At 70.9% G+C, this 25000-nt stretch carries 24 protein-coding genes and 1 tRNA gene; 15 read left to right on the top strand and 10 right to left on the bottom strand.

Annotation, left to right across the window (positions count from 1 at the left end; translation table 11 throughout):
- Positions 1 to 152: 152 nt before the first annotated feature.
- The 3 genes from ABIA38_RS38110 to ABIA38_RS38100 are packed head-to-tail and all read left to right on the top strand — an operon-like array spanning position 153 to position 2559.
- Positions 153 to 740 carry a SigE family RNA polymerase sigma factor gene (locus ABIA38_RS38110; protein ID WP_424643562.1) on the top strand — a complete coding sequence of 196 codons (588 nt, stop codon included), beginning with the start codon at positions 153 to 155 and terminating at the stop codon, positions 738 to 740.
- A complete protein-coding gene (locus ABIA38_RS38105; protein WP_424643561.1) occupies positions 737 to 1726 on the top strand; it encodes a hypothetical protein in 990 nt (329 codons plus the stop codon). The genes ABIA38_RS38110 and ABIA38_RS38105 overlap by 4 nt, the downstream gene beginning before the upstream one ends.
- 41 nt (positions 1727 to 1767) lie before the next feature.
- Entirely contained in the window at positions 1768 to 2559 is a 792-nt protein-coding gene (locus ABIA38_RS38100) for an SURF1 family protein (protein WP_424643560.1), read from the top strand.
- A 28-nt stretch (positions 2560 to 2587) separates the two neighbouring features.
- Here ABIA38_RS38100 and ABIA38_RS38095 read toward each other — a convergent pair whose 3' ends face one another.
- Complete coding sequence (locus ABIA38_RS38095) at positions 2588 to 4537, bottom strand: prolyl oligopeptidase family serine peptidase (protein ID WP_424643559.1); 1950 nt, start codon at positions 4535 to 4537, stop codon at positions 2588 to 2590.
- Positions 4538 to 4545: 8 nt separating this feature from the next.
- On the bottom strand, positions 4546 to 5016 hold the full coding sequence (locus tag ABIA38_RS38090) for a cell wall hydrolase (RefSeq protein WP_424643558.1): 471 nt from the start codon (positions 5014 to 5016) through the stop codon (positions 4546 to 4548).
- 209 nt (positions 5017 to 5225) lie between these two features.
- Here ABIA38_RS38090 and ABIA38_RS38085 point away from each other — a divergent pair, with 209 nt between their 5' ends.
- The 5 genes from ABIA38_RS38085 to ABIA38_RS38065 all read left to right on the top strand — a co-directional run bounded on the left by ABIA38_RS38085 (position 5226) and on the right by ABIA38_RS38065 (position 10979).
- The gene (locus tag ABIA38_RS38085; protein WP_424643557.1) at positions 5226 to 6044 is read left to right on the top strand and encodes a class I SAM-dependent DNA methyltransferase; all 819 of its coding nucleotides are present in this window, start codon (positions 5226 to 5228) and stop codon (positions 6042 to 6044) included.
- A 441-nt stretch (positions 6045 to 6485) separates the two neighbouring features.
- The gene (locus tag ABIA38_RS38080) at positions 6486 to 7718 is read left to right on the top strand and encodes a SagB/ThcOx family dehydrogenase (protein ID WP_424643556.1); all 1233 of its coding nucleotides are present in this window, start codon (positions 6486 to 6488) and stop codon (positions 7716 to 7718) included.
- A gap of 384 nt (positions 7719 to 8102) precedes the next feature.
- A complete protein-coding gene (locus ABIA38_RS38075) occupies positions 8103 to 9377 on the top strand; it encodes a cytochrome P450 (protein ID WP_424643555.1) in 1275 nt (424 codons plus the stop codon).
- Positions 9378 to 9389: 12 nt separating this feature from the next.
- Positions 9390 to 9617 carry a hypothetical protein gene (locus tag ABIA38_RS38070; RefSeq protein ID WP_424643554.1) on the top strand — a complete coding sequence of 76 codons (228 nt, stop codon included), beginning with the start codon at positions 9390 to 9392 and terminating at the stop codon, positions 9615 to 9617.
- Between the two features lie 39 nt (positions 9618 to 9656).
- A complete protein-coding gene (locus ABIA38_RS38065; protein ID WP_424643553.1) occupies positions 9657 to 10979 on the top strand; it encodes a hypothetical protein in 1323 nt (440 codons plus the stop codon).
- Positions 10980 to 11144: 165 nt separating this feature from the next.
- Here the strand turns inward: ABIA38_RS38065 and ABIA38_RS38060 are convergent.
- A tRNA-Pro gene (locus ABIA38_RS38060) sits at positions 11145 to 11218 on the bottom strand.
- 49 nt (positions 11219 to 11267) lie between these two features.
- On the bottom strand, positions 11268 to 12179 hold the full coding sequence (locus ABIA38_RS38055) for a metallophosphoesterase (RefSeq protein WP_424643552.1): 912 nt from the start codon (positions 12177 to 12179) through the stop codon (positions 11268 to 11270).
- Between the two features lie 158 nt (positions 12180 to 12337).
- Between ABIA38_RS38055 and ABIA38_RS38050 the strand changes: the two genes are divergently transcribed.
- Positions 12338 to 12793, top strand: coding sequence for a GatB/YqeY domain-containing protein (locus tag ABIA38_RS38050; protein WP_424643551.1), 456 nt, complete (start codon positions 12338 to 12340; stop codon positions 12791 to 12793).
- A 198-nt stretch (positions 12794 to 12991) separates the two neighbouring features.
- On the opposite strand, the gene ABIA38_RS38045 is transcribed toward ABIA38_RS38050, so the two are convergent.
- The gene (locus ABIA38_RS38045) at positions 12992 to 15349 is read right to left on the bottom strand and encodes a transglycosylase domain-containing protein (RefSeq protein ID WP_424643550.1); all 2358 of its coding nucleotides are present in this window, start codon (positions 15347 to 15349) and stop codon (positions 12992 to 12994) included.
- 369 nt (positions 15350 to 15718) lie between these two features.
- Here ABIA38_RS38045 and ABIA38_RS38040 point away from each other — a divergent pair, with 369 nt between their 5' ends.
- Positions 15719 to 16033, top strand: coding sequence for a WhiB family transcriptional regulator (locus ABIA38_RS38040; RefSeq protein WP_020554910.1), 315 nt, complete (start codon positions 15719 to 15721; stop codon positions 16031 to 16033).
- A gap of 346 nt (positions 16034 to 16379) precedes the next feature.
- On the opposite strand, the gene ABIA38_RS38035 is transcribed toward ABIA38_RS38040, so the two are convergent.
- From ABIA38_RS38035 to ABIA38_RS38020, 4 genes are all read right to left on the bottom strand, one after another.
- Positions 16380 to 17540: an ArsA family ATPase gene (locus ABIA38_RS38035; RefSeq protein ID WP_424643549.1), complete on the bottom strand. Its 1161-nt coding sequence runs from the start codon at positions 17538 to 17540 to the stop codon at positions 16380 to 16382.
- Positions 17537 to 18541 (bottom strand): ArsA-related P-loop ATPase, encoded by a 1005-nt coding sequence (locus ABIA38_RS38030; RefSeq protein WP_424643548.1) that lies wholly within the window; start codon positions 18539 to 18541, stop codon positions 17537 to 17539. The genes ABIA38_RS38035 and ABIA38_RS38030 overlap by 4 nt, the downstream gene beginning before the upstream one ends.
- Before the next feature lie 184 nt (positions 18542 to 18725).
- A complete protein-coding gene (gene kynU, locus ABIA38_RS38025) occupies positions 18726 to 19967 on the bottom strand; it encodes a kynureninase (RefSeq protein WP_424643547.1) in 1242 nt (413 codons plus the stop codon).
- A gap of 67 nt (positions 19968 to 20034) precedes the next feature.
- Entirely contained in the window at positions 20035 to 20868 is an 834-nt protein-coding gene (locus tag ABIA38_RS38020; RefSeq protein ID WP_424643546.1) for a tryptophan 2,3-dioxygenase, read from the bottom strand.
- A gap of 171 nt (positions 20869 to 21039) precedes the next feature.
- Here ABIA38_RS38020 and ABIA38_RS38015 point away from each other — a divergent pair, with 171 nt between their 5' ends.
- The 5 genes from ABIA38_RS38015 (at position 21040) to ABIA38_RS37995 (ending at position 24050) form a co-directional block, all read left to right on the top strand.
- Positions 21040 to 21492 carry an Lrp/AsnC family transcriptional regulator gene (locus tag ABIA38_RS38015; protein WP_424643545.1) on the top strand — a complete coding sequence of 151 codons (453 nt, stop codon included), beginning with the start codon at positions 21040 to 21042 and terminating at the stop codon, positions 21490 to 21492.
- Positions 21493 to 21503: 11 nt separating this feature from the next.
- Positions 21504 to 21671 carry a hypothetical protein gene (locus ABIA38_RS38010; protein WP_360316010.1) on the top strand — a complete coding sequence of 56 codons (168 nt, stop codon included), beginning with the start codon at positions 21504 to 21506 and terminating at the stop codon, positions 21669 to 21671.
- Entirely contained in the window at positions 21668 to 22153 is a 486-nt protein-coding gene (locus ABIA38_RS38005) for a RidA family protein (RefSeq protein ID WP_424643544.1), read from the top strand. The genes ABIA38_RS38010 and ABIA38_RS38005 overlap by 4 nt, the downstream gene beginning before the upstream one ends.
- A gap of 114 nt (positions 22154 to 22267) precedes the next feature.
- Positions 22268 to 23137, top strand: a complete 870-nt coding sequence (locus tag ABIA38_RS38000) for an NUDIX hydrolase (RefSeq protein ID WP_424643543.1) — start codon at positions 22268 to 22270, stop codon at positions 23135 to 23137.
- Between the two features lie 79 nt (positions 23138 to 23216).
- Complete coding sequence (locus tag ABIA38_RS37995; protein ID WP_424643542.1) at positions 23217 to 24050, top strand: MBL fold metallo-hydrolase; 834 nt, start codon at positions 23217 to 23219, stop codon at positions 24048 to 24050.
- Positions 24051 to 24100: 50 nt separating this feature from the next.
- Here ABIA38_RS37995 and ABIA38_RS37990 read toward each other — a convergent pair whose 3' ends face one another.
- Positions 24101 to 24775: a Crp/Fnr family transcriptional regulator gene (locus ABIA38_RS37990; RefSeq protein ID WP_355530989.1), complete on the bottom strand. Its 675-nt coding sequence runs from the start codon at positions 24773 to 24775 to the stop codon at positions 24101 to 24103.
- Positions 24776 to 25000 lie beyond the last annotated feature (225 nt).

Genomic DNA, 25000 nt, shown 5'->3' with positions numbered 1-25000 from the left:
CGTGCGCGAAAGCTTCCCGGACCCGAGTGGCTGACCACACGTCACCTCGCCCACTACGGTGGGCGGATGTGTGGCTGAGCCGACGACCGTCCCCGGATCGCAGGCGCATACAACCTTCCCGGGGGGTCGGGTGTCCTACAGTCGTGGCAGAAATGGTCGTGAGGGCGGAGCCGGGGCTGCGCCCGGTTCGGATGCCGGTGGTCGGCGCGCTGGTTCCGGGCGTTTCGGGAGATTCGGTGTCCTCTGACGCGGGCGTCTCCAGCGACGTTCTCACCGAGACCTACCGTGCCCACTATGGTTCGTTGTTGCGCTTGGCTTCCCTGTTGCTCGACGACGCCCATTCGTGTGAGGACGTGGTGCAGGAGGCATTCGTGCGAGTGCACACCGCCCGGCATCGATTGCGCGAGGCCGACAAGACGCTCGCCTACCTGCGGCAGACCGTGGTCAATCTGTCCCGGTCCACGCTGCGGCGCCGGATCATGGGCATGCGATTGCTGTCCAGACCCGAGCCGGACTCGACCAGTACCGAGGACGGTTCGCGGCATGTGTTGGAACGCGACGTGCTGGTACGGGCGTTGCGCGAATTGCAACGGCGGCAGCGGGAAGTGATCGTGCTGCGCTATTACGCTGATCTGACAGAGGCTCAGGTGGCCGATCTGCTCGGGCTGTCGGTCGGCTCGGTGAAGGCGTACGCCTCACGCGGACTGGAAGCCCTCCGGGCCCGGATGGAGACGCCGTGACGAACGACCCGGGGACCCTTGGTCCCGACCCCGACGACCTCGCCGCGGAGGTTCGCCGGCGGCTGCACGAGGCCGTTGCCGACGTGCGGCCCGCGTCGGACGCGCTGGACCGACTGCGCGTCGCGGTGCCGGTTCGGCGTCGGCGTCGGCGGGCGGCCACGTTCGGCGCCGCCGGCCTGGTGGCGGTGCTGCTCGTGGGCACCCCCGTGTTGCGGACGGTGGTGACCGGCGACGACTCGAAGTCGAATGTCGGCGGGATCCGGTCCTCCTCGTCCGCGGTCAATGCCACCGAACCGCTGCCCGGGCCGAGCGAGGGGGTCAGCGCCGGCCTCCCGGGCGGCGCCGGCCAATCACATCCGGCGTCCCGAGGCGGCACCCCGACCACCGGTTCCGGCGCCTCGATCGCGCCGTCGAGCGGGCAGAGCGCGGGGGCCACCACGGGACAGACCGCGCTGCCCGCGACCAGCGCGCCGCCCACCGAGACGGTGCCGCCGGTCAAGCCGGTGCCCGCGTGTCTGACCACCGACCTGCTCGGGGAGGACGCGCACCTGGGCCCGGTCGGCTCGGACGGCCTGGCCTACGGCGTACTCCAGGTACGCAGCAACGCGGCCAAGGACTGCCAGGTGGCCGGCCCCGGCGTGGTCGTGGTGGTCTCCCCGCCGGGCAACCCGATAGTGCAGGTGACGGTGAGTCAGCACGCCAGTGGGGACGAGGCCGTCGCGCTGCCGGTGCCGTCCTCGTCGGCGGGCGGGATCACCCTTCGGCGCGGCCAGGCCTACGAGTTCCAGTTCGCCTGGAAGCCGCAGGCGCCCGGCACGGACGGCACATGCGGGGTCGGCGCGCCCAAGGCGCCGGTACCGGCACTGGGCTACGCGCTGGCCACCAACGACTTCAACGTGGCCAAGGTGACGCTGACCTCGACGTGTGGCGGCACGGTGTACCGCACCGACATCTACCGGACGGGGGAGTACCCGCGCGTGGGGTGACCCGCGCTCGGCCCCCGCCGGCGGGCGGTTACCGTTGGGGGGTGTACCGGTTCCTGCTCCAGCCGCGCTGGCTGGCCTTCCACATGATCGTGCTCGTCGCGGTCCCGGTGTGCGCGGCGCTGGGGTTGTGGCAGTTCCACCGCTACGGCGAACACAAGAGCAGCGGGGGCACCGGCGAGCAGGTGTCCGCGGCGCCCGCGGTGCCGATCGGCGAACTGGTGCCGCTCGGCACCAAGGTCCGCGGATCCGATCGCGGCCGGTCGGTCACGGTCGGCGGGACCTACGACGCGGCGCACCAACTGGTGGTGCCGGGACGCCGGCTGGACGGGCGGACGGGTTCCTATGTGGTGACCCCGCTGCTGGTCGCCGGTCGGCCGGCGGTCGTGGTCAATCGGGGCTGGGTCGAGGGGACGACCGCTCCCGCGCCGCCCGCCGGGCCGGTCACCGTCACCGGTCGGCTGGAGTGGTCGGAGGCCGAACACACCTCGGACGCGGACCGGGCCACCGATCTCAAGCCCGGTCAGCTGTCCATGATCAGCACCCCCGAACTGGTCAACGTGCTGCCCTACCCGCTCACCGACGGGTTCGTGGCGCTGACCGAGCAGTCCCCGACCGCCGACGCGGCGGCGCTCGCGCCGATGCCGCCGGCCAAGGAGTCGGGCGGCGGCGGCATTTCCGGCCGCGCGTGGCAGAACCTCGGCTATACCGCGCAGTGGTTCGTGTTCGCCGGGGCCGCGGTGTTCGTGTGGTGGCGTGTGGTCCGGCGGGAGGCGGACGAGCGGCAGGAGGAGCACGAGGCGCGACTGCTCGCGGAGCTGGGCGTCCAGAGCTGACACCCAGCCCCGTCGGGCGCGCGTACCGCTACGCCGGGTTCGGGATCGGCAGACCGATCATCCGGTCCACGAAGGCGAATTCCCCGCGTAGTTGCCGGATGCGCTCCTCCACCACCAGCGAGCCGTGGCCCGCGTCGAAGCGATAGACCTCGTGCGGCTTGCCGAGCTGTGCCAGTCGTTCGACGTAGTTCTCGATCTGCTTGATCGGGCAGCGCGGGTCGTTCTCGCCGGCGCTGATGTAGACGGGTACGCGCACCTGCTCGACGTAGCTCAGCGGTGAGGAGGCGGCCCAGCGCTCGGGTACCTCCTCGGGTGTACCGCCGAGCAACGTGCGGTCCATCGCCTTGAGTACGTCCATCTCGTCGTGGTACGCCGTGACGTAGTCGGCGACCGGCACCGCGGCCAGGCCCAGGGCCCACGCGTCGGGCTGCACGCCCAGGCCGAGCAGGGTCAGGTAGCCGCCCCACGAGCCGCCGGCGAGCACGATCTTGTCGGGATCGGCCAGGCCGGACTCGATCGCCCACTCGCGTACGGCGCCGATGTCCTCGAGCTCGATCAGGCCGATCCGGACCCGCAGCGCGTCGGTCCAGTCCTTGCCGTAGCCGGTCGAGCCCCGGTAGTTGACCCGGACCACCGCGAAGCCGTGGTCCACCCAGGCCGCGACGTCGGACGCGAAGTGGTCGCCGTCGTGCGCGGTGGGGCCGCCGTGGATGTTGAACAGGGTCGGGAACGGGCCCTCGCCGGCGGGCCGGGACACCAGCGCGTGTACCGGGCCGCCCGGGCCCTCGACCCACGCGTCGGAGACCGGGACCGAACCGGGTGCGCGCTCGCCGGGCGGGGTGAGCAGCACCTCGCCGCCGGTGGAGCGCAGTTCGGCGGGGGTCGCGCCGTTGGACCAGTGGTACTCGACGCTGCCGTCCGGCCGGGCGCCCGCGTTGCCGATGGTGCCGGGCGGGGTGTCGATCCGGGTGAGTTCCTTGCTCTCCAGGTCGTAGCGGTACAGCTCGGAACGCCCGTGCTGCTCGTGGTCGATCAGCAGCGCGCGGCCGTCGGGATACCAGTCGGCGGACAGGTCGCCGGGCAGCCCGAGGTCGAGTTCGGTCTCGGTGCCGGTCAGCGGCTCCCACAGCAGCGGCTCGTCCCGGCTGCGGCGCTGGTGTACGACAAGCAGTCGCTGGTCGCCGGCGACGGGGGAGAAGCCCATCGAGGACAGGTCGGACTCCGGTTGGCCGCCCTCGGGGCCGTCGTGCAGGTCGGCCACCGGGGTGCCGTCCAGGCGCAACACGCGCAGCGACGAGTGCATCGCGTCGCCGTGCTCGTTGTGCGCGATGGTCAGGTAGGCGGCGTCCTCGGACAGCCCGGAGAGCCAGGCCGATTCGGTGTGGCGGTAGACGGTCACCGGTTCGGCGCCGGGGCGCGCGACGTGGATCGAGGAGCCCTCGTCGTCGGTCATCCGGCCGACCACCACGGTGCCGTCCATGGCCAGCCCGAGCCCGCCGGGGTAGGAGGGGGCGAGGCCGGGGACGGCGACCTCGTCCGGGCCGCCGGCGAACGGCTGCCGCATCCAGATGCCGAACTCGTCGCCGTCGGTGTCCGCGAACCACCAGATCCACTGTCCGTCCGGGCTGATCCGGGCCGACGCGGTGCCGTTGGGTCGGTCGGTGACCTGCCGCTGTTCGCCGGTGACCCGGTCCCACGCGTAGATCTCGTAGGTGCCCGAGGCGTTGGAGACGAAGACGGACTTGGCGGGGGCGTGTTCGGCCCAGCGCGGCAGGCTGATCCGGGCCGCGCGGTAGCGGCGTTCCCAGGCGGGGGTGGGCGGGGTGCTCGGCGACGGGGTCTCGCCGGCAGGCGTGGCGGTATCGGCGGGCGTGGTGTCGGCGGTGGTGCTCTCGACGGTGTTCGAGGCGGCGTTCTCGGTGAAGTTCTCGGTGAAGTTCTCGGCGACGTTTTCGGTGGCGTTCTCGGGAGCGGGCATGTGGCAATTCAACTACGTGGGATGCGGTTGTGTTCCGTCACCGTCCGACATCGTTTGACTCCGAGCAGACGCGCGTAGCGGGGGCGGGCGGCGAACTCGGCGAGGGACCAGATCGCCGGGCGGCCGACCTCGCGACACAGGTGCAGCACCCGATCGGGGCCCAGGTGGACGCCGACGTGCGCGGCGTAGCCGGGGGTCCGGTCCGGGCGCGGGCCGCCGTCGAACAGAACCAGATCCAGCGGCGCGGGTTCGGTGACCCGGACGGTCGCGGCGACGTCGGCCCACAGCTCCGAGGAGCGCAACGGCGGGACGTGCAGGCCGTGATGGGCGAGGAAGGTGTACGCGTACAGCTGGCAATTGGCGCCCGCCGACAGATCGCCTGCGGTGACTGCCTGCGGATGCCGGGCGTATACGTACGGAACGGTGCGAAATCCCGCCGGCAGGACGGACAATGACGGGTCGTCGGCAGTATCGGCCATGTGGCGACTTTCAATTCGGGGAATCAAGATCGCCATTATGGATCAACGACGGGGGCATGCGCAGTCGAATTTTTGGCTCGCGTCGATCGACAACTCTTGACGGTCAAGAAAACGCAACGATACATTCCTCGTGGTCGAGCGACAGGCGCCCGAGGTGTCGTGCGGCGGGTGTGAACGTATCCAATCGGCTCGATCGAGGGGATATCTCCTTGTCCACCGGTACGGAGCACATCGATTTCGATCATGCGCTGCTCGCCTACGAGACCGTGGCGGCAGACTACGAGAAGATCGCCGAGGATCCGGACTTCGCCCGCTGGATTTCCTTCTATGCGCAGCTCTTCGATCGATACGGATCGGCCGGCACGCCGTCCGGAAAGCCGACCGGAAAGCAGCTGCTCGACCTGGGTTGCGGAACGGGCCTGAGCACCCTCGCCTTCCGGGATCTGGGATATGCGGCGACCGGCTTCGATCTTTCGCCGTCGATGATCGAGCTGGCCCGGGCCAAGCCGGCGGCGGCCGGGATCTCCTTTTCGGTCGGCGATCTGCGCGATATCCCGGACCTGGGTGACTTCGACGTGGTCACCTGTATCGGCGAACCGCTGAGTTATCTCACCGACGACGAACAACTCGGGCAGGCGTTTTGGGGCGTGGCGAAACTCCTGGCCGAGGGCGGTGTCTTCGTCTTCGACATGAACACGCTCGGCATCTACCGACGGGTCTACGCGACGACCCAGATCTTCGAAGCGGAAGACCGGTTCGAGGTCTGGCGCGGCGACCCGGGACCGGTGGCGCCCGACGGCATCGTTACCGTCGCGCACGACTACTTCGCGCGCGAGGACGCGGGCTGGCGGCGGGTCTCCTCGCGGCACGTCTACCGCCACCACTCCGACGCGACCGTGCGCCGGGTGCTCGCGGACGCGGGTCTGCGGGTGCTCGGGGCGCATGGCATCACGGCCGGCGAGTTGACCGAGTCCGGCGAGGGCGACGAGGAACGCGGCCGCAAAATCGTTTACGTGGCCGGCCGCTGACCGACCCGGTGCCCGGCCGGGTGCCCTGTGCCCTGTGCCGTGCGTGGGGCGCCCGTGCGCCGTTTTCCGTGTGCCGCCGAAGGGCGGCCACCTCGATCCCGGCTGCATCCCATCCCCGGGTGCTTGCGTTTGTCGAAAGCCCGGGCCCGGATCGGCCGTATTCATCGACCGTATCGACCGTGCGGAGAGGGGGTGTGCCATGCGCAAGATGACCCTGATCGTCAAGCCGATCGTCGTCGAGGACTCCTTCCGAGTCCCGTTCTCCTCGTGAACATGTGATCTCGTGATCTCGTGATCTCGTGATTTGGCAAGCTCGTAATCTCGTGACCCGGAGCCCGGCGGCGGATTGTTTCCGAGTCCTGTTCTCCGCGTGACTCAGGGTGGGGCCGGAAATCTTTCCGGCCCCACTACGCATCGTCGGGAGCGATCGAAGCCATGCCCATGTCCATGCGCAGAGCGCGCAGCATCGTCTGCTATTGGCACGAGAATTCCTTCGTCGTCGAGAACTATCGCACCCGGACCACTTCCGCGCTCGATCCGATGGCCGCGGCGCTGTTGCACGAGTTGGGCGACTGGATCGACGAGGAGAAGATCGCGGCCCGATTCCCGGATTTCGACGCGGAATCCGTCCGGGAATCCATCGCCGCTTTGCGCGAGGTCGGCCTGGTCGTGCGCCGGGACGACCCGGAGGCGGATCGGGACGACGCGGTCGGTAACTCCTGGACCGCCTGGCATCCATGTGCGCGGTATATGCACGCGATGACCAAGGATGTCCCGTTCGTGGATCCCACGGTGGAGATACGCGAACGCCTGGCCGGTGAATCCGCCGCACCCGCACTCTTCAAGTCGTATCCGGACGCCGACCTCGTGCTGCTGCCCCGCGTCCCGCGACGATTCGACGCGTCCTTCGACGAGGTGCTCTACGCCCGCCGCACACACCGGTCCTTCGCCGCCCGGGAGGTGCCGCTCGAGGACTTCGCCACGCTGCTCGCGACCGTGTTCGGCCCCACCGGCTTCATCGACGCGGACGCCTTCGGCGGCCTCATGCAACGCACAAGCGCATCGGGTGGAGCCCGCCAGGAGATCGAGGCATACCTCGCGGTGCGCCGCGTCGCACACCTGGAACCCGGCATCTACCACTACAACGTGCTCAAGCACGGCCTCGAGTTCCTCAAGCCGAGCCCACCGTGGGAGCGGATCGCCCGGCTCGGCGTCGACCAACCCGGCATCGAACAGGCCGCCTTCGTGGTGGTGCTCACCTCGCTGGTCGAGCGGCTCCAGGCCAAGTACAAGACGGCACGCGCGTATCGGGTCATGCTCATGAACGCCGGCCACTTCGGCCAGACCTTCGCCCTGACCGCCACCGCCCTGGGCCTCGGTCCCTTCCAGACCGCAGCCTTCACCGACACCGAACTCGAAGCCCTCCTCGACCTCGACGGGGTGACCGAAACCGCCGTGTACCTACTCGGCGCCGGTGTCCCGGGACCCCCGACCCGCCCGGACGGAACCGACACCCCGAAGCCCCCCGCAGGCCTGACCACCTTCCGCAGGACGCGCCTCGACGCGGGGGCGCCGGTCGCCGCCCACGTCGACGACGGAAAGGCCCTCGGGCCCCGGCTCGGCCCGAACCACCGGACATCGAAGCTCACGGAGTCGACGGAGCCGGTCGCATGACCGACACCGGAAACCGGGCGCTCCGCGAGCAGTTCGCGAGCCGGCCCGGATGCCCGTCCTGCTCGGGGTGAACGAGGTCGCCGCGCTCACCCCTGACCTGCTGTGGCATCAGGCCACACCACAGACCTCCCGACCGCCGCAAGGCGTCGGGTGGACGGCTCCAACAGTGACCACTTCGGAGGAGGTGAACCACTATGCAGAAGCTCTTCGCGCGTCTTACCCGCAAGTCGATGCCGGGGCGGTACCCCTGGCACTGAAGGCCGCGGTGATCCCGGCCGGAGGAAAGCGGCAGGGCCGCGACATTGCGGCCCTGCCTGCTCCCGGCCGCCCCACAGAGATGCCGGGCGGCCGGGAGCCTCGGCGCGCACCAGGAAGGAGCAGCCGATGAACGCCGTGCGGACGCCAACCGACGCCGGCTACAGCTGGCGGTCGTTCACCCGGGTCTACAACGCCGATCGGATCGGCTTCCTGGCCTCGCTCCCCGCCACCGGGCCGGTCGTGCGGATGGCCGCCAACCTGGTCTTCGTGTCCGACCCCGCCCTGATCGAGGCGGTCTTCCGGGCGACGAACACCGACTTCCGGATGCCCCTGAACCGCAGGCTGGAGACCGTCGACGCGGGCCGGGGCGACGCGGCGCTGGAAGCTTGGATGGACGCCCGCCGGCGTGCCTCGACGTCCGTACGCCGCACGGTGACCGGCGGCGGCGGCGACGACCCGACCGGACCGGCCGAGCTGCGCGAGCTGGTCGAGGGATGGAAGACGGCCGGGGAGGCCGCCGGCGTGGTCGAGGACCTGACCCGGCTGAACCTGCGGGCGTCCGTCCGGCTGGTGGCCGGGCGGCCCGACGCAGGCTTGGCAGAAGGCACCCGGGCACTCCTGCCCAGCCTGATCGCGGTCGTCGACAACGGCACCCGGTTGCCCGGGCTGCTGGCGTTGTTGTCCCGGCGGCACCGGCGGGCACGGCGCGACGACGATGCGCTGGTCGACCGCCTCCGCGCGATGATCGCCCCAGCGTCGGGTTCGGGCTCGGGCTCGGGTTCGGGTTCGGGTTCGGGAGGCATCATCGGGGACCTGGCCGACGCGGGGCTCGACCCAGATACGATCGCCAACCTGGCCGTGGCAGTCCTGCTGGCCGGAACACTCGTGCCCGCCGCGGCGGGCTCCTGGCTACTGGCCCTCCTGACCGCCCACCCCGACTGGCAGGACCGCGTTCGGACCGATCCCGGCGCCGGATCCAGGGTGGTCAACGAGGCCCTCCGCCTCTACCCGCCGACCTGGCTGATCAGCCGGACGGTGGCCCGCGACGGCGTCTACGCCGGATGGAAGCTGCGCGCCGGTGACGAACTGGTCATTTCGCCCTACGTCAGTCATCGCGACCCCGACGTCTTCCCGGACCCCGAGGAGTTCCGGCCCGAACGCTGGGTCGACCAACAGCCGGGCATCGCCGAGTACTTCCCCTTCGGCGCGGGCGCCCGACGCTGCATGGCCGCAGAACTGGCGCTGCAACGCCTCGAGCAACTCGTGCACGAGGTCACCCGCAGCGGCGCCAGGCTGACGGGAGAGTTCCCTTCGTCGATCTCGACGACAAGCACGTTGTTCCCCGTGCTCCTGCGGGTGGGGTTCGCCGGCCGGCCGTCGGGCCACGTCTCTTCGACCTGACCGGGGCAGATCATGCGCATCGGACTCACGGATGTCGACATCCACTTCACCGCGTCCACCCGGCGGCCGTTTGTTGTGCAACGGTTCCCGGCCGACCATCCCGGTACGGTCCGAGGCGGCGTGATCGTCGGGTTGGTGGAGGAGGCCGGTCACCAGGTGTTGTGGGACCGGCCCGAGCGCTCGGACCGGTTGATGCGGGAGTTCGTCCGCGCACCGGGCCTGTCGGTAGGCACGCCCTGATCCGTCATCCCCTTCCCGTCCTCACCGAAGGTTCTGCCGATGACCGCACGGTACTTGCACATGTCCCCGTCACCCGGGCAGGTGCTGCGCGCGCTGGACCACCTCGGCCCGTCCGTGTCCGCGAAGATCCGCGAGCAGTTCGTGATCACGCCACCGTTGGAACCGGCCGCGACACAGGCCGGGCTGGGCGCGGCGACCAGCGCGGTCATCGACGGTCTCGACGCCATCCGGGACGACATCTGCGGCGGTGACCTCAAGGCGATGGCCAAGCTCTGCCCGGCCGCGCCGAGCGAGTACGAACTGATCGCCATGCAGCCGTGGCAGGACTGGTCGACCATCGCCCGGCCGGACGTGGTGACCAGCGGCGGCCGGCCGGTGGTCGTGGAGATCAACGCCGACTCCCCGGCCGGGTCGTTCAGCCTGCACGACGCGCCGGCCGAGCTCGGCGTCCGGGTGGAAGCGGAACCGCCCCGGACGATGCGGGCGCTGATCGACGCACTGCCGCTGACCCCGGGCGTGGACCGGGTGGCCGTCTGCTATTGGCGCCACGAGATCGAGAGCGCGCCGTCCGCGTGGTCCTACGGGGCGTTCGTCAAAGCGCTCGAGGGCCATGGGATCGACGCCTTCCACTGTCCCCTCGAGGACTTGGACATCGATCGTCGCGGCGTGCACCACCGGGGCGACCCGGTCACCGTGATCTACCGATACTTCGAATCGCCCGACCAGGGCCGACACGATGAACTCGCCCTGCCGCGCCGGGCTTTCGCCAGTGGGCTCGAGGGCCTGGTCCGGGTGTCCACCGGATACCTCGGCGAGATCCTGGCCGCCAAGCTCTCGCCGGCGCTGCTGTCGGACGACGGCCTGCCGGCCCGGATGCAGCCGTCGCCGGCCGACCGGCTGCGGGACCACGTGCCCTGGACGCGGGTGGTCGAGCCGGGCGATACCACGTACGCCGGAGAGCGGGTCTCCCTCCCCGAGTTCGCCCTTGCCCACCGGAACCGGCTGTTGCTCAAACCGGTACGCGGCCACGCCGGGCTCGGCATCACCGTGGGCGCGGAGGTCGGCGAGGCGCAGTGGGCCGCCGCGGTCCGAGCCGGGCTCGACGCCGACGGGGAGCAGGCGCTCGCGGTGGTACAGGAGGTCCACCCGCCGGACACCTCGCCGGTCCGTTTCTCCGACGCCGACGGCGTGGTCACCTCGGTGACCACCCGGAGCGTCGACGGGGTGTTCATCCTCGACTCCCGGCCCGTCGCGGCCCTGCGGCGGTTCGCCATCACCCCGGGCGGCACGGTGAACATCAACCCGCGCAGCGGATACGCGCCGTCCCCGGTGTGGTGGCAGGCGTCGGGTCCCACCGGGTGACCGACAAGTCCGACGCCCGCACAACCCCGCGGTCGGGTCTGTCGCCGGAGACCGGCAAGTTGCAGCGGTGTCGGGCCGAGCAGGAACAGACGGTCGACCCCGGTTTCGCGCGGGCAACGCGCCAGAGGCCCTATCGGAGTCATCCGATAGGGCCTCTGACCTGGGTCGGGGTGGCGGGATTTGAACCCACGGCCTCTTCGTCCCGAACGAAGCGCGCTACCAAGCTGCGCCACACCCCGATGCTGCGCGTTCAGCTTAGCGGGTCGGGGGCCTGAGGCGAAATCCGGTTTAGCGGGGGGCTGACTGACGGGCCGTCAGGGTGAGGAGGGTGGCTTCCGGGGGGCAGGCGAAGCGGAAACGGGCGTAGCGGGAGGTGCCGCAGCCGGCGGAGACGTGGAGGTAGGCCTCGCGGTCGGCGGAGAGGTGTTTGGACAGGCCCTTGGCGCGTTTGCGGTCGAGGTCGCAGTTGGTGGTCAGGGCGCCGTAGAAGGGGACGCACACCTGGCCGCCGTGGGTGTGGCCGGCGATGATCAGCGGGTAGCCCTCGGCGGTGAAGGCGTCCAGGGCGCGCAGGTAGGGGGCGTGCACCACGGCCAGGGAGACGTTCGCGCTCGGGTCGGGGCCGCCGGCCACCTGTTCGTAGCGGTCCCGGTCGATGTGCGGGTCGTCCAGGCCGACCAGTTCGATCTCCAGGCCGTCCACCTTGAGTCGGCCGCGCGCGTTGTTGAGGTTTTCCCAGCCCGCCCGGTCGAAGCCGTCCCGCAGGTCGGTCCACGGGTTCTCCGGGCCGAGCCGGCGGGTGCCGTCGTCGCGGCGGAGGTAGTCGGTGGGGATCTTGGGCCGGGGACCGAAGTAGTCGTTGGAGCCGAATACGTACGCCCCGGGACGGCCCAGCAGGGGGCCGAGGGCGTCCAGCGTCTCGGGGACCGCGTCCGGGTCGGACAGGTTGTCGCCGGTGTTGAGGACGAAGTCGGGGTGCAGCGCGTCGAGTCGGCGCAGCCATTCCTGCTTGCGGCGTTGGCCGGACACCATGTGGATGTCGGACACCTGGAGGATCCGTACCGGTCGCGCGCCGCGAGGCAACACCGGCACCTCGACCCGACGCAGGCGGAACGAACGGGCCTCGTAGGCCGCCGCATAGGTGAGGCAGGCGGCCCCGGTGACGGCAACGGCAAGGGGAAAGGCTGAACGCGGTCGCATCCCTCCATGCTGGCAGAGCCGGCCGGTCGTCGGCAGTCTCGCCGGCGCACGAGGGCCGCGCGCAGGCCCGGCGCGCGGGCTCCTCGCGCTTAATCGCGCGGGCTCCTCGCGCTTAATTGGGTACGGCCGCGTGCCTCGCGGCTGCGACACTTGTGCGCATGAGCACCTTCAAGAGCCGTTTGCAGAGCGACCTGACCGAGGCCATTCGGTCCCGTGACGAACTGGTCTCCTCGACGCTGCGCCTCACCCTGACCGCGATCACCAACGAGGAGGTCGCGGGCAAGACCGCCCGCGAGCTGTCCGACGACGAGGTGCTCAAGGTCATCGTGCGCGAGGCCAAGAAGCGTCGTGAGGCGGCCGAGGCCTTCGCGCACGGTGGTCGGGCCGAGTCCGCCGCCCGCGAGCGTGCCGAGGGTGAGGTGCTCGCGGCCTACCTGCCGGCCCAGCTGTCCGACGACGAGCTGAAGCTGATCGTCGCGGAGGCCATCGCGCAGACCGGGGCGAGTGGTCCGCAGGCGATGGGTCAGGTGATGAAGGTGGTCCGGCCCAAGGTCGGCGACCGGGCCGAGGGCGGCCGGATCGCCGCCGAGATCAAGAGCCAACTGGGCGGCTGACCCGCCGGGGGCCGGCCGGGGGCCCGCCGGGCGGGTCCGATCGGTCCCACCCGCGCCCGGGCCTCGGGTCGCCCGCCCGACCCCGCGCCACACACGCCGATGGTGGTGCCCCCGAACGACTCGGGGGCACCACCATCGGCGTTTCTCATCGACGGTCGGACCAATCGGATCGACGGTCGGACCAATCTGCCCAAAAGGTCAGAACCCGCCCCAGCCTCCGCCCCCCAGCGGGTCACCCGTCGGCGGCCGGGAGTGGCCCGGCGGGCGCGTCGTGTCGGGCGGCGGTTTGCTCGTGCCGCCGCCCCCGTCGGACGACGGTGGCGTGGACGGCTGAGTCCACGGGGGAGTCCATGGCGGCCTGGTGTTGCCATTGCCCGGTGGGCGGTTCTGGTCGCGCGGCTTGGTCGTGCCGTCGTCCCCCTTCCGGTTGGGATCCGGCTTCGGCGGGATCGTGCCGCCGGGCGGGTCCACGAAGCCCGGCGCGTCCGCCCCCTTGAGCGCGCCGTTCATCGCGCTCTTCCAGATCGGTCCGGGGACCTGTCCGCCGTAGACCTTGTCGTAGGGGACGCCGGCGATGGTGATGTCGACCATCTCGACATCGTTCTTGGCGCCACCGATCCACACCGCGGTGGACAGGTTCGGCGTGTAGCCGACGAACCAGGCCGCCTTGCGGTGGTCGGTGGTCCCGGTCTTGCCCGCGTTGTCCCGGTCCTTGAGCCCGGCCATCGCCCCGGTGCCGTCCTCGACCACGCCCTTGAGCAGCGCGTTGATCGTGTCCGCCGTGCTCTGCTTCATCACCTGCTTGCAGCCCGCCTGCGGGACGGCCAGCTTGGTGCCGTCGAGCTTGGCCACCTCGGCGACCGCGATCGGCGCGCAGTACACACCGCGACTGGCGAACGCGGCGTACGCCGCCGCCATGTTCATCGGCGCGATCGTGTTGGAGCCCAGCGTCATGCTGCCCACCTGCTGGAGCGCCTTGCCGTCGCCCGAGTGCACCCCGAGCTGGTCCGCCAGCGTGGCGATCGGGCACAGCCCGACGTCCTTGGACAACAGCACGAAGTAGGTGTTGATCGACTTCTCCAGCGCGGTCTGCATGTTCCAGGTGCCGACCTCGCTCGAACTCTCGTTGTTCACCTTGAAGCTCGAGTCCGGCGCGGTCGGTTTGTCACACGTGCGGAACTTCTCCTTCCGCATGTCGATCTGGGCATCGGTCGAATACTCCTGGTCGACCTTCATCCCACTCTCGAGGGCCGCCGCGGCGGTGATCGGCTTGAACGTCGACCCGGTCTGGAAGCCGTACGTCGAGCCGCCCATGTTGTGGTCGACCGAGTAGTTGAGCGTGGTCTCGTAGTCGCCGAACCCGTACGGCCGACTCTGCGCCATCGCCTTGATCCGGCCGGTGCCCGGCTCGACCATCACGACCGCGTCGGCGACCGGGTCCTTTTGGAGTACACCCTTGGTTGCGGCGGTGTAGGCCGCCTTCTGCGCCTTTCGGTCCAACGTGGTGGTGATCCGCAGTCCACCCTCACGCCACAACCGGTCCCGCTCGTCGCGGTTCGCGCCGAACGCGGGGTCGTTCTTGACCACCCGCTCGACGTAGTCGCAGAAGAACGCGGCACCGTCGATCTGGTCGGCGGTGATGCAACCGTTGGGCAGCGGTTGGGTCTTCAGACCCAGTTCGGTGGCCTTCGCCGCGTCGGCGTCGGCCTGCGAGATGACCTTCACCTCGACCATGCGCTGCAACACGATGTTGCGGCGTTCCCGGGCGGCGTTCGGATAGCCGATCGGGTCGTACGCCGACGGCGCCTGCACGACGCCGGCCAACAGGGCCGCCTCGGGCAGGGTCAGGTCCTTGGCGTGCTTGCTGAAGTAGCGCTGCGACGCGGCCTCGATGCCGTACGCCTGGCGGCCGAAGAAGGTGATGTTGAGATACCGGTTCAGGATCTCGTCCTTGGACAACCGCTGTTCCAGGCCGATCGCGTACTTCAGTTCCTTGATCTTGCGCGAGACCTCCTGAGCCTGGGCCTTGGCCACCTTGGCCGGGTCGTTGCCGGCCTCCTCCACGAAGATGTTCTTCACGTATTGCTGGGTGAGGCTGGAGCCGCCCTGCTTGGATCCGGCGCCACCCGACTGCTGGTTGCGCAACAGCGCGCGCAGGGTGCCCTTGAGGTCGATCGGACCGTGCTCGTAGTAGCGCGAGTCCTCGATCGCCACGATCGCCTGACGCATGATCGGGGAGATCTGGTCGAAGTTCACCAGGATGCGATACCGGTCGTAGACCATCGCGAGCTGGTTGCCCTCGGAGTCGAGGATGTACGACGGCTGCGACAGGAACGGTTGATCCAGGTCGCTGGGCAGGTCGTCGAAGTTTTCCGACGCCGCCTTCGCGGTCAGGCCGAAGCCACCCACGAACGGCAGCGCGATTCCCGCGACCAGGGCACCGGCGAGGATGCTCGCACCCACGAAGGCGGCGAACCGGCCCACGAAGCCCAACGGGGTTCGTGGGCGGGACGAGCCGCGTTTCGGGCGGGCCGAGCCGGAGGAAGTTCGGGCCATGGGCGACAGCCTACGTGCCGAAACACCCTACGCGGGGAAGGCGCTTCGCCTAAGCTGGCCGGGCAGCCGGGGGATTCGTGTCACCCCGCATTTCACTCTTTGGAGTGAATGTGACCGGATGTCGCATCCCGCTGCCGTGCTCCGTGCCGACGACGCGTCTCCTGCTGAGTGAAGCCGAGACCGAAAGCGCAAGAGCATTCACCCGGACGGGTGGGTCCATATTTGCGCATAGTCCTTCCGGGCCATCGATGACTGCCCGCGCAGGGGCTGTTGCGCGTGCTCAGGGTTTCGTACCGTCCTGCTTGGCGTAGGGAATTCCCTTCGCCGCCGTTGGGGGAGCCTCGAAAATCGGGAGAGGACGGCACCAGCATGAGCTGGGTTACCGACTGGAGCACGCAGGCCGCCTGCCGGAGCACCGATCCGGACGAGCTGTTCGTGCAGGGGGCGGCGCAGAATCGCGCCAAGGCAGTGTGCACCGGGTGTCCGGTCCGCACCGAGTGCCTGGCCGACGCGCTGGACAACCGAGTGGAGTTCGGCGTCTGGGGCGGCATGACCGAGCGGGAGCGGCGCGCGCTGCTGCGCCGCCGGCCGATGATCACCTCGTGGCGTCGGCTCCTGGAGACCGCGCGCGAGGAGTACGAGCGCGACATCCACGGAGACGAGGAGTTTCGGGTCGCCGGCTGAGGACACCTCGCCGGCGGGCAAGGGATCGCCCGACACGTGTCGGGCACCGACCGACCGCCACCGCGTTCGAACGTCACCGCCCACCGGGGCCGGGAGTCAGGCCCGGGTCCCGGTGGACCGGCGACGACCTCACGCGGCGGGTCGCCCGCGAACGCGACCGCGAGGTCGGGCCGGACCGCAAGGTCGGGACCACGCCGCGATGTTCGGGGCAGGTTCGCGAGCCGAACCCGAGCCGCAGTCGGCCGCCGCGAGGTCGGCCCGCGCCCGGGCCCGGACGGATCACGCGCAGCCCCTGCACCTCGGGGCGGACCGGGTGTGCGCTCCTCCCGCGGCGCCGGCCGCGAGGTCAGCCCGCGCCCAGGCTCGCGCCGATCACCCGCAGCCCGTCCAGGTCGTGCACGTCGCCGGGCAGCGCCGGCACCTCGGCCACCCGTACCTCGGGGTGGATCGAGGTGAACCGGGTGCGGGTGCGCTCCTCCCGGTCGATCACCCGCAGCCGCTCGGCGTGCAGCGTGAGCAACCCGGCGACCAGGCGCAGGTCGGTGGGATGCGGCGCGTCCTCGACCGGTTCGCCGTCGGCCTGTTCGGTCAGCGACTCGGCGGCGGCCAGGCTGCGTTCGGCGGACAACCGACCCGCGCGCGTGGCGTGTACGCGGTTGAGCACCAACCCGGCCAGCGGCATGCGCTCGGCGCCGAGCCGGTCGACGAAGTACGCCGCCTCGCGCAGCGCGTCCTTCTCCGGCGCGGCGACCACCAGGAATGAGGTGCCCCGAGCCTGGAGCAGCTTGTAGGTCGCGTCGGCGCGCTTGCGGAAGCCGCCGAAGGTGGTGTCCAGGGCGGCCACGAAGGTCTGGATGTCGGTCAGCAGATGGGTGCCGACCACCTTGCTCAGCGCGCCGGTCATCAGCCCCATGCCCGCGGACAGGAACTTGAGCGCGCCGCGCCCGCCGACCTTGGCCGGGGCGGAGAGGATCCGGATCAGCCGGCCGTCCAGGAACGAGCCGAGCCGCTGGGGGGCGTCGAGGAAGTCGAGCGCGGACCGGCTCGGCGGGGTGTCGACCACGATCAGGTCCCACTCGCCGGTCGCGTGCAACTGGCCCAGCTTCTCCATCGCCATGTATTCCTGCGTGCCGGCGAAGCCCGCGGACAACGACTGGTAGAACGGGTTGTCCAGGATCTGCTGCGCGCGCTCGGGGTCGGCGTGTTGCTCGACGATCTCGTCGAACGTGCGCTTCATGTCGAGCATCATCGCGTGCAGGCTGCCGCCCTTGGTCTCGTCGACGTCGACCACCCGGCGCGGCGTGTTGTCCAACTCGGTCAGCCCCATCGACTGGGCGAGTCGGCGCGCCGGATCGATGGTCAGCACCACCACGTCCCGACCACGCTCGGCGGCGCGCAGCCCGAGTGCCGCGGCCGTGGTCGTCTTGCCCACCCCGCCCGAGCCGCAGCAGACCAGGATCCGGGTGCCCGGGTCGTCGATCAGCGCGTCGATCTCCAGCCTGTTCATGCCATCCCCTGCTCGCGCAGCGCCTCGGCGAGGCGGTACAGCCCGCCCAGGTCCATCCCGTCGGCCAGCAGCGGCAGTTCGTAGACCGGCAGGTCCAGGTCGCGGATCAGCCCGCGCCCGGTGCTCTCCAACTCGATCCGGCTCGCGTGCTCGTCGGCCTCGGCCAGCAGCGAGGCGACCAGCGGCCGGGTGGGTTTGATGCCGCCGGCGAGCAGGCCGGCCTCGAGCAGCTCGGGGGTCAGCCGCCGGCCGGTGTCGCTCTCGTCCTCGGCCTGCAGCGGCGGGCGGGCCATGTTGATCACCACGCCGCCGGTCGGCAGGCCCGACTCGCGCAGTTCGCCGACGCCGTCCACGGTCTCCTGGACCGGCATCTCCTCCAGGAGGGTGACCAGGTGCACCGCGGTCTGCGGCGAGCGGATCACCCCCATCACCGCCTCGGCCTGGGTGTGGATCGGGCCGAACCGGGCCAGCCCCGCCACCTCGGTGTTGACGTTGAGGAAGCGCGCGATCCGGCCGGTGGGCGGCGCGTCCATGACCACCGCGTCGTAGGCGAACCGGCCCTGCACCCGGCGCCGCGCCGACTCGCACGCCTTGCCGGTCAGCAGCACATCGCGCAGACCCGGCGCGATGGTGGTGGCGAAGTCGATCGCGCCCAGCTTCTTCAGGCCCTTTCCGGCCCGACCCAGGTGGTAGAACATGTCCAGGTATTCGAGGAGCGCCTCCTCCGGGTCGATCGCGAGCGCGTACACCTCGCCACCGCCCGGGGCGACCGCGATCTTGCGGTCCTCATACGGCAGATGCGCGCAGTCGAAGAGCTGGGCGATGCCCTGCCGGTCCTCCACCTCGACCAGCAGGGTGCGTCGCCCGCCGGTGGCCAGGGCCAGGGCCAGCGCGGCGGCCACCGTGGTCTTGCCGGTGCCGCCCTTGCCGCTGACCACGTGCAGGCGCACGCCCTCCCAATCGGCGTCGCCGTCGACGGTACGCGCCGGCGACGTGGTCACGGCAGCCGCCGGTCGGCCGGGACCCGGCCCCGGCCCACCCGGATCCCGGCCCTGATCGGCCTACTCCATTCGGCCGCACCCGCGATCCGACCCGACCCGTGTGGCCTCGCACCCAAACTCACGAGTCGAGCCTAACCACCCGGTCCCCGCCGGGTCGGAGGTGATCCCCCCGTGGTGACCCGAGTCACGTCACCGTCGCCCGGATGGCGTAGCGCGCATCCCGGTGCGCCCCCGTCTCCAGGATGTCCCCGAGCACCCGTACGGACTCGACCACGTCGGCGTAGCCGATGTAGAGCGGATTGAAGCCGAAGCGCAGCACGTCCGGCGGCCGCACGTCGCCGATCACGCCCCGGTCGATCAGCGCCGCCATCACCGCGTGCGGCTCCGGGTGGCGCACCGCGACCTGGCTGCCGCGCAGCGCGTGCTCGGTCGGGGTCAGCGTCTCCAGGCCGAGGTCGGCGACGCACGCGATGAACAGGTCGGTGAGCGCGAGGCCCTTGGCCCGCACCGCCACCATCGACACCCCCTCGTACGCGTCGAGCGCGGCTTCGAGGGCGAGCATCGACAACAGCGGCGGGGTGCCGATCCGGGCCCGCTCGATGCCCGGCGCCGGGGTGTAACCCGCCTCCATCCCGAACGGGTTCGCGTGCCCGTGCCAGCCGGTCAGGGCCGGTGCGAAGGCCGCGATGTGCCGCTCGGCGACATAGACGAAGGCGGGCGCGCCCGGGCCGCCGGACAGGTACTTGTAGCCGCACCCGACGGCCAGGTCGACGTCGTACGCGTCCAGGTCGATCGGGAGGGCACCCGCGGAATGGCACAGGTCCCACAGCGCCAAGGCGCCCGCGGCATGCGCGGCGGCGGTCAGCCCGGGCAGGTCGCGCAACTCGCCGCTGCGGTAGTCGACGTGGTTGTACGCGATCACCGCGACCGTGTCGCCGGCCACGAGCAACGCCTCGGCCAACGCGTCGACCGGCACTCGGCGTACCTCGGCGCCGAGCAGCTTCGCGATCGACTCGGCCAGGTAGAGGTCGGTCGGGAAGCTGTCCGGGTCGGCCAGCACCACAGTGCGCCCGGGCCGCAGTCGCAGTGCGCCGGCGATCGTGTTGAAGATCTGTACCGACGTCGAGTCGCCGCAGATCACCTGGCCGGGCGCGGCGCCGAGCAGCGCGCCGATCCGGTCGCCGATCCGGGCCGGCGCGTCCCACCAGTCGTTGGCGTTCCAGGAGCGGATCAGGTCGGTGCCCCACTGGCGGTGCACCGCGTCGTGCAGGGCGTCGGGCACCGCCGCGGGCAACGCGCCCAGCGAGTTGCCGTCGAGGTAGATCACCCCGGCCGGCAGCAGGAAACGTTCGCGTACGTGCGCCAGCGGATCGGCGGCGTCCAGCTCGGCGGCCTCGGCGACCCTGTTCGGCAGGGAATCGGACATGCTGCACCCATCTCTCGATGAACCGATGAAGTCGATGAACTCGATGAACTCGATGTACTGCGCCGAATCAGACCCGCGCCGGTTCGATCAGGGTGCGCATGGTCCACAACTCGGGAAAGACGCGCTCCCGGACGGTCTGTTCCAACCAGGACGCACCGGCCGATCCACCCGTACCCGGTCGATTGCCCAGCGCGCGCAGTGTCGTCGCCAGATGCCGCTCACGCCAGTGGGTCCAGCGCTCGGAGACGTCGGTGAGCGCCTCGCCGAGCTCGACCAGATCGGGAACGCCGTCGCTGTAGGCGGTTGCCCACGCGCGCTCGACGTCCGGGCACGGCACGTACGGCCGGCTTCGATCCGGGATCGGCGCCGGGGTGTACAGCCCACGGCGGGCCAGCAGGTCGAGGGCGTGGTCGTACAGGCTCGGCGCGTGCAACGAACGCTCCAGGTCGGCGTACACCGCCGGGGCGCCCGGGTAGGCCCGCAGCACCCCCGCGCGTTTGACGCCGAGCAGGAACTCCAGGTGCCGGTACAGATGCGACTGGAAGCCGGACGCCTCGCCCAGCGCGTCCCGGAAGGCGCCGAACTCGCCGGGGGTGAGCGTGCCGAGCAGGTCCCACGTGGACACCAGCACGTCCAACTCGCGGATGCTGCGCCGCAGCACGCCGGTCGCGCCGGACACGTCGTCCGCGTCGAGTCGTTCGCCCGCGAGCGTCCACTCGTGCCGGAGCAACGCGAAGAGCAGCTCCATCACCTGGGAGGAGATCAGGAAGGACAACTCGGCGGGTTCGTCGGTGCGGGTGCGCTGGAGGGCGAGCAGCCGGTCCAGGCCCACATAGTCCGCGTACGGCGGCGCGCCGGCGGGGGGAGCCTGCCGTGCGGCCGTCGGATCGGCGACGGTCATCGCGCACCACCTTTCCTGCCGGTCCCACCGGCGGGTCGGTCGGGGAGTGCCCTCATGCAATCGTGCGACCGCTCGGTTGGGAATGGGCATCGAACACACCCGAGGCCGATTCGGTTTACGCTCGCCAGGTGTCGGACGGCATACCTTCACGATCGTGAACGAGGGGCGAAGATGGACGCGATCGACCGCAGACTGCTCGCCGAACTCCAGCGCGACGCCCGGACCTCGCTCAACGAACTGTCCCGGCGGATCAACCTCTCGGCGCCCGCCGTGGCCACCCGGGTGCGCCGGCTCGAACACGCCGGCGTGATCACCGGCTACCACGCGCACGTGGACCCGGCGGCGGCCGGTCGCGGGGTGGTCGCGCTGGTGCGGATGAGTTGTTACGGGCCGCGCTGCCTGCTGCGCCGGGACGCGGACACGGTGCGCGAGTGGCCCGAGGTGCTCCAGGTGCACCGGGTCACCGGCGACGCGTGCTGCCTGCTGATGGTCGCGGTGGGCACGATGGCCGACTTCCAGGCGCTGATCGACCGGCTCGCCGAGCACGGGAAACCCTCCAGCACGATGGTGTTGTCCTCGCCGGTGGCGTGGCGCCCCGTCGAACCACCGGAGGGGTCCGTCTAAAGTCTGGACACATGACGAAGTGGGAATACGTGACCGTCCCCCTGCTGGTGCACGCGACCAAGCAGATTCTGGACAACTGGGGCGACGACGGCTGGGAGTTGGTACAGGTGGTGCCGGGTCCGAACCCGGAGAGCCTGGTCGCCTACATGAAGCGCGCGAAGCAGGGAGCGGCGCAGTGAGCGAGGTACACCCCGAACAGCGCATTACCGAGCTGGGGTTGACCCTGCCCGGCGTGGTGCCCCCGGTCGCGGCCTACGTGCCCGCGATCCGCACCGGCAACTACATCTACACCTCCGGCCAGTTGCCGATGATCGACGGCAAGCTGCCCGCGACCGGCAAGGTCGGCGCCGAGGTCACCGCCGAGGAGGCCAAGGAGCTCGCCCGACAGTGCGCGCTCAACGCGCTCGCCGCGGTCAAGGCCGAGCTGGGCGACCTGGCGCTGGTGCGCCGGGTGGTCAAGGTGGTCGGATTCGTGGCCAGCGCCCCGGACTTCACCGGTCAGCCCGGCGTGATCAACGGCGCCAGCGAGCTGCTCGGCGAGGTCTTCGGCGAGGCCGGCCGGCATGCCCGCAGCGCGGTCGGCGTGGCGGTGCTGCCGCTGGACGCCCCGGTCGAGGTGGAGATCCTGGTCGAGGTGGAGATCCTGGTCGAGGTGGGCTGAGCGGATCATCGCTCGAGCCGAGGTGATGATCGGACCCGCCCCTTTCGGGGCGGGTCCGATCGGTTTCGGGGGCGAGAGATGGAACTTGACTCGGTCAGGCGTACGATCCGGCGCATGGCCGAATCGGGGAGTACACGAGCCGAGAGCGCGGGTGTGCCCGCGTCCTGGGCCGAGCGGGCCCGCGCGATCATCGCCGGCGAGGCCGAACCGGTGGCCCCGCGCCGCGCGGCCACCGTGGTGCTGCTGCGCGACCGGCCGGCGGGCACCGAGGCGTACCTGCTGCGCCGGCACACCACGATGAAGTTCGCGGCCGGGATGTACGCGTTTCCCGGCGGCGGGGTCGACCCCCGGGACGCGGACCACTCGCCGGCCTGGGCCGGGCCCGCCCCCGCCGAGTGGGCGAAGCGGCTCGGCACCGGTGTCGCCGAGGCCCGCGCGATCGTCTGCGCCGCGGTCCGGGAGACCTTCGAGGAATCCGGCGTGCTGCTCGCCGGCCCCGACCCGACCTCGATCGTCTCGGACACCACGGGCGCCGACTGGGAGGCGGACCGCGCGGCCCTGGTGGCGCGCGAGGTGACGCTGACCGAGTTCCTGGAGCGCCGCGCGCTGGTGTTGCGCTCGGATCTGCTCGGTGCGTGGGGGCGGTGGATCACCCCGGAGTACGAGGACCGGCGCTACGACACGTGGTTCTTCGTCGCGGCGCTGCCCGCCGGCCAGCGCACCCGCGACGTCTCCGGCGAGGCCGACCGGGTCACCTGGGCCCGGCCCGCCGACGCGCTGGCCCAACACCGCGCGCGGGAGCTGGCGATGTTGCCGCCGACCATCGACACGCTGCGGCACCTGGCGGACCTGACCGACGCCGAGGCGGCACTGGCCGCGGCGGCCGAGCGGGAGATCACCCCGATCATGGCGCGCGGCCGGTTCGAGGGGGAGCGCCTCGTACTCGAATGGCCCGGCGTCGCGGATCCGTTCGGGCTGCGATGAGCCGGCACGGGCGTTCGGGAGCGGGCCACCCGGGACGATCGGGCCCCGGACAATCGAGGTACCGACGACGAGGTACAGGATGGCGACCATGAACGCACAGCCCCTGCCCGGCAATCCCCGTTCGAGCATCGGCGGGCCCGCGAGCTCCCGGGTGACGTGTCTGCTCGCACCCAATCCCAGTGCGATGTCCCTCGACGGCACCAACACCTGGATCGTCGCCGAGCCCGGCGCGGACACCGCCGTGGTGATCGACCCGGGGCCGGACGACGAGGGCCACCTGCGCGCGATCGTCGCCGCCGTCGAGGCCGAGGGCCGCCGGGTGGGCCGAATCCTGCTCACCCACGGCCATCTCGACCACTCGGCCGGCGTGGCCGGACTCAAGGCGCTCACCAACGCGGTCGTACACTCCGTCGACCCGCAGTGGCGCCTCGGCGGCGAGGGCCTGGTGGACGGGCAGGTGATCGACGACGGCGGGCTCGACCTGCGGGTGCTGGCCACTCCCGGGCACTCCGGCGACTCGGTGTGCTTCCTGGTCGCCGCCGACCGGTTCGTGATCACCGGCGACACCGTGCTCGGCCGGGGCACCACGGTGGTCGCGCATCCCGACGGTCGGCTCGGCGACTACCTGGACTCGCTGCGCCGACTGCGCGCGCTCGCCGGCGCCGGCGAGGTCGCCGCGATCCTGCCCGCGCACGGCCCGATCCTGGACGACGCGGCCGGTGTGCTCGACTTCTACCTGGCCCACCGGGCCGCCCGGCTGGCCCAGGTCGAGGCCGCGGTCGCGGCGGGCGACAAGAGCGCGGAGCAGGTGGTCGAGCGGGTCTACGCGGACGTGGACCGCGGCCTGTGGTGGGCCGCCGAGCTGTCGGTCCGGGCCCAGCTGGACTACCTGGCCGAACACGCGAACGGCTGACCGGACCCGACGAAGGGGCCCGCCTCGCGGCGGGCCCCTTCGTCGTACGTCTAGCGCGAGCGGCGGGACAGCCGCTCGACGTCCATCAGGACCACCGCGCGAGCCTCGAGCCGCAGCCAGCCGCGGCTGGCGAAGTCGGCCAGCGCCTTGTTGACCGTCTCCCGCGAGGCGCCGACCAGCTGGGCCAGCTCCTCCTGGGTGAGGTCGTGCGCGACGTGGATGCCCTCGTCGGCCGGTACGCCGAACCGGCGGGACAGGTCGAGCAGCGCCTTGGCCACCCGGCCGGGCACGTCCGAGAAGACCAGGTCGCCCAGGCTCTCGTTGGTCCGGCGCAGTCGACGGGCTATCGCCCGCAGCAGCGCCGCCGCGACCTTGGGCCGACCGGTCAGCCACGGCTGCAGGTCGGAGTGGCCCAGGCCGAGCAGCCGTACATCGGTCAGCGCGGTGGCGGTGGCCGTACGCGGTCCGGGATCGAACAGCGACAGCTCGCCGAACATCTCGCCCGGGCCGAGCACGGCGAGCATGTTCTCCCGGCCGTCGTTCGAGCTGCGATGCAGTTTGATCTTGCCCTCGATCACCACATACAGCCGGTCGCCCGGGTCACCCTCGTGGAAGAGTGAGTCCCCGCGCTCGAGCGCGACCTCCGCCATGGAGGCCCGCAGCTCGGCGGCGTCCTCATCTTCGAGCGCCGCGAACAGCGGAGCCCGCTGCAAAACGTCGTCCACGAGGTTCCTCCTAGGCCGGCCTGGTCGACACCAATGAAGCCGAGCGGTCAAACAGTGCGATCGGTCACAGTCTGACGCACCGGTACCCGCAATCATCACGCGGGGTGGCCTGGATCACGAACGGGCGGATCCACAGTAACCGGACATGTCACTCCTGTGATCACGCGTGTGCGGACTGCTCGACCGCAAGTCCGGCGCATCTGCGTACTCTGGCCGGGTGTCGAG

The sequence above is a fragment of the Embleya sp. AB8 genome (assembly GCF_049739465.1).
GTDB lineage: Bacteria > Actinomycetota > Actinomycetes > Streptomycetales > Streptomycetaceae > Embleya.
Note: the sequence above shows the minus strand (reverse complement) of the source record. Positions and strands in the feature narration are given on the sequence as shown.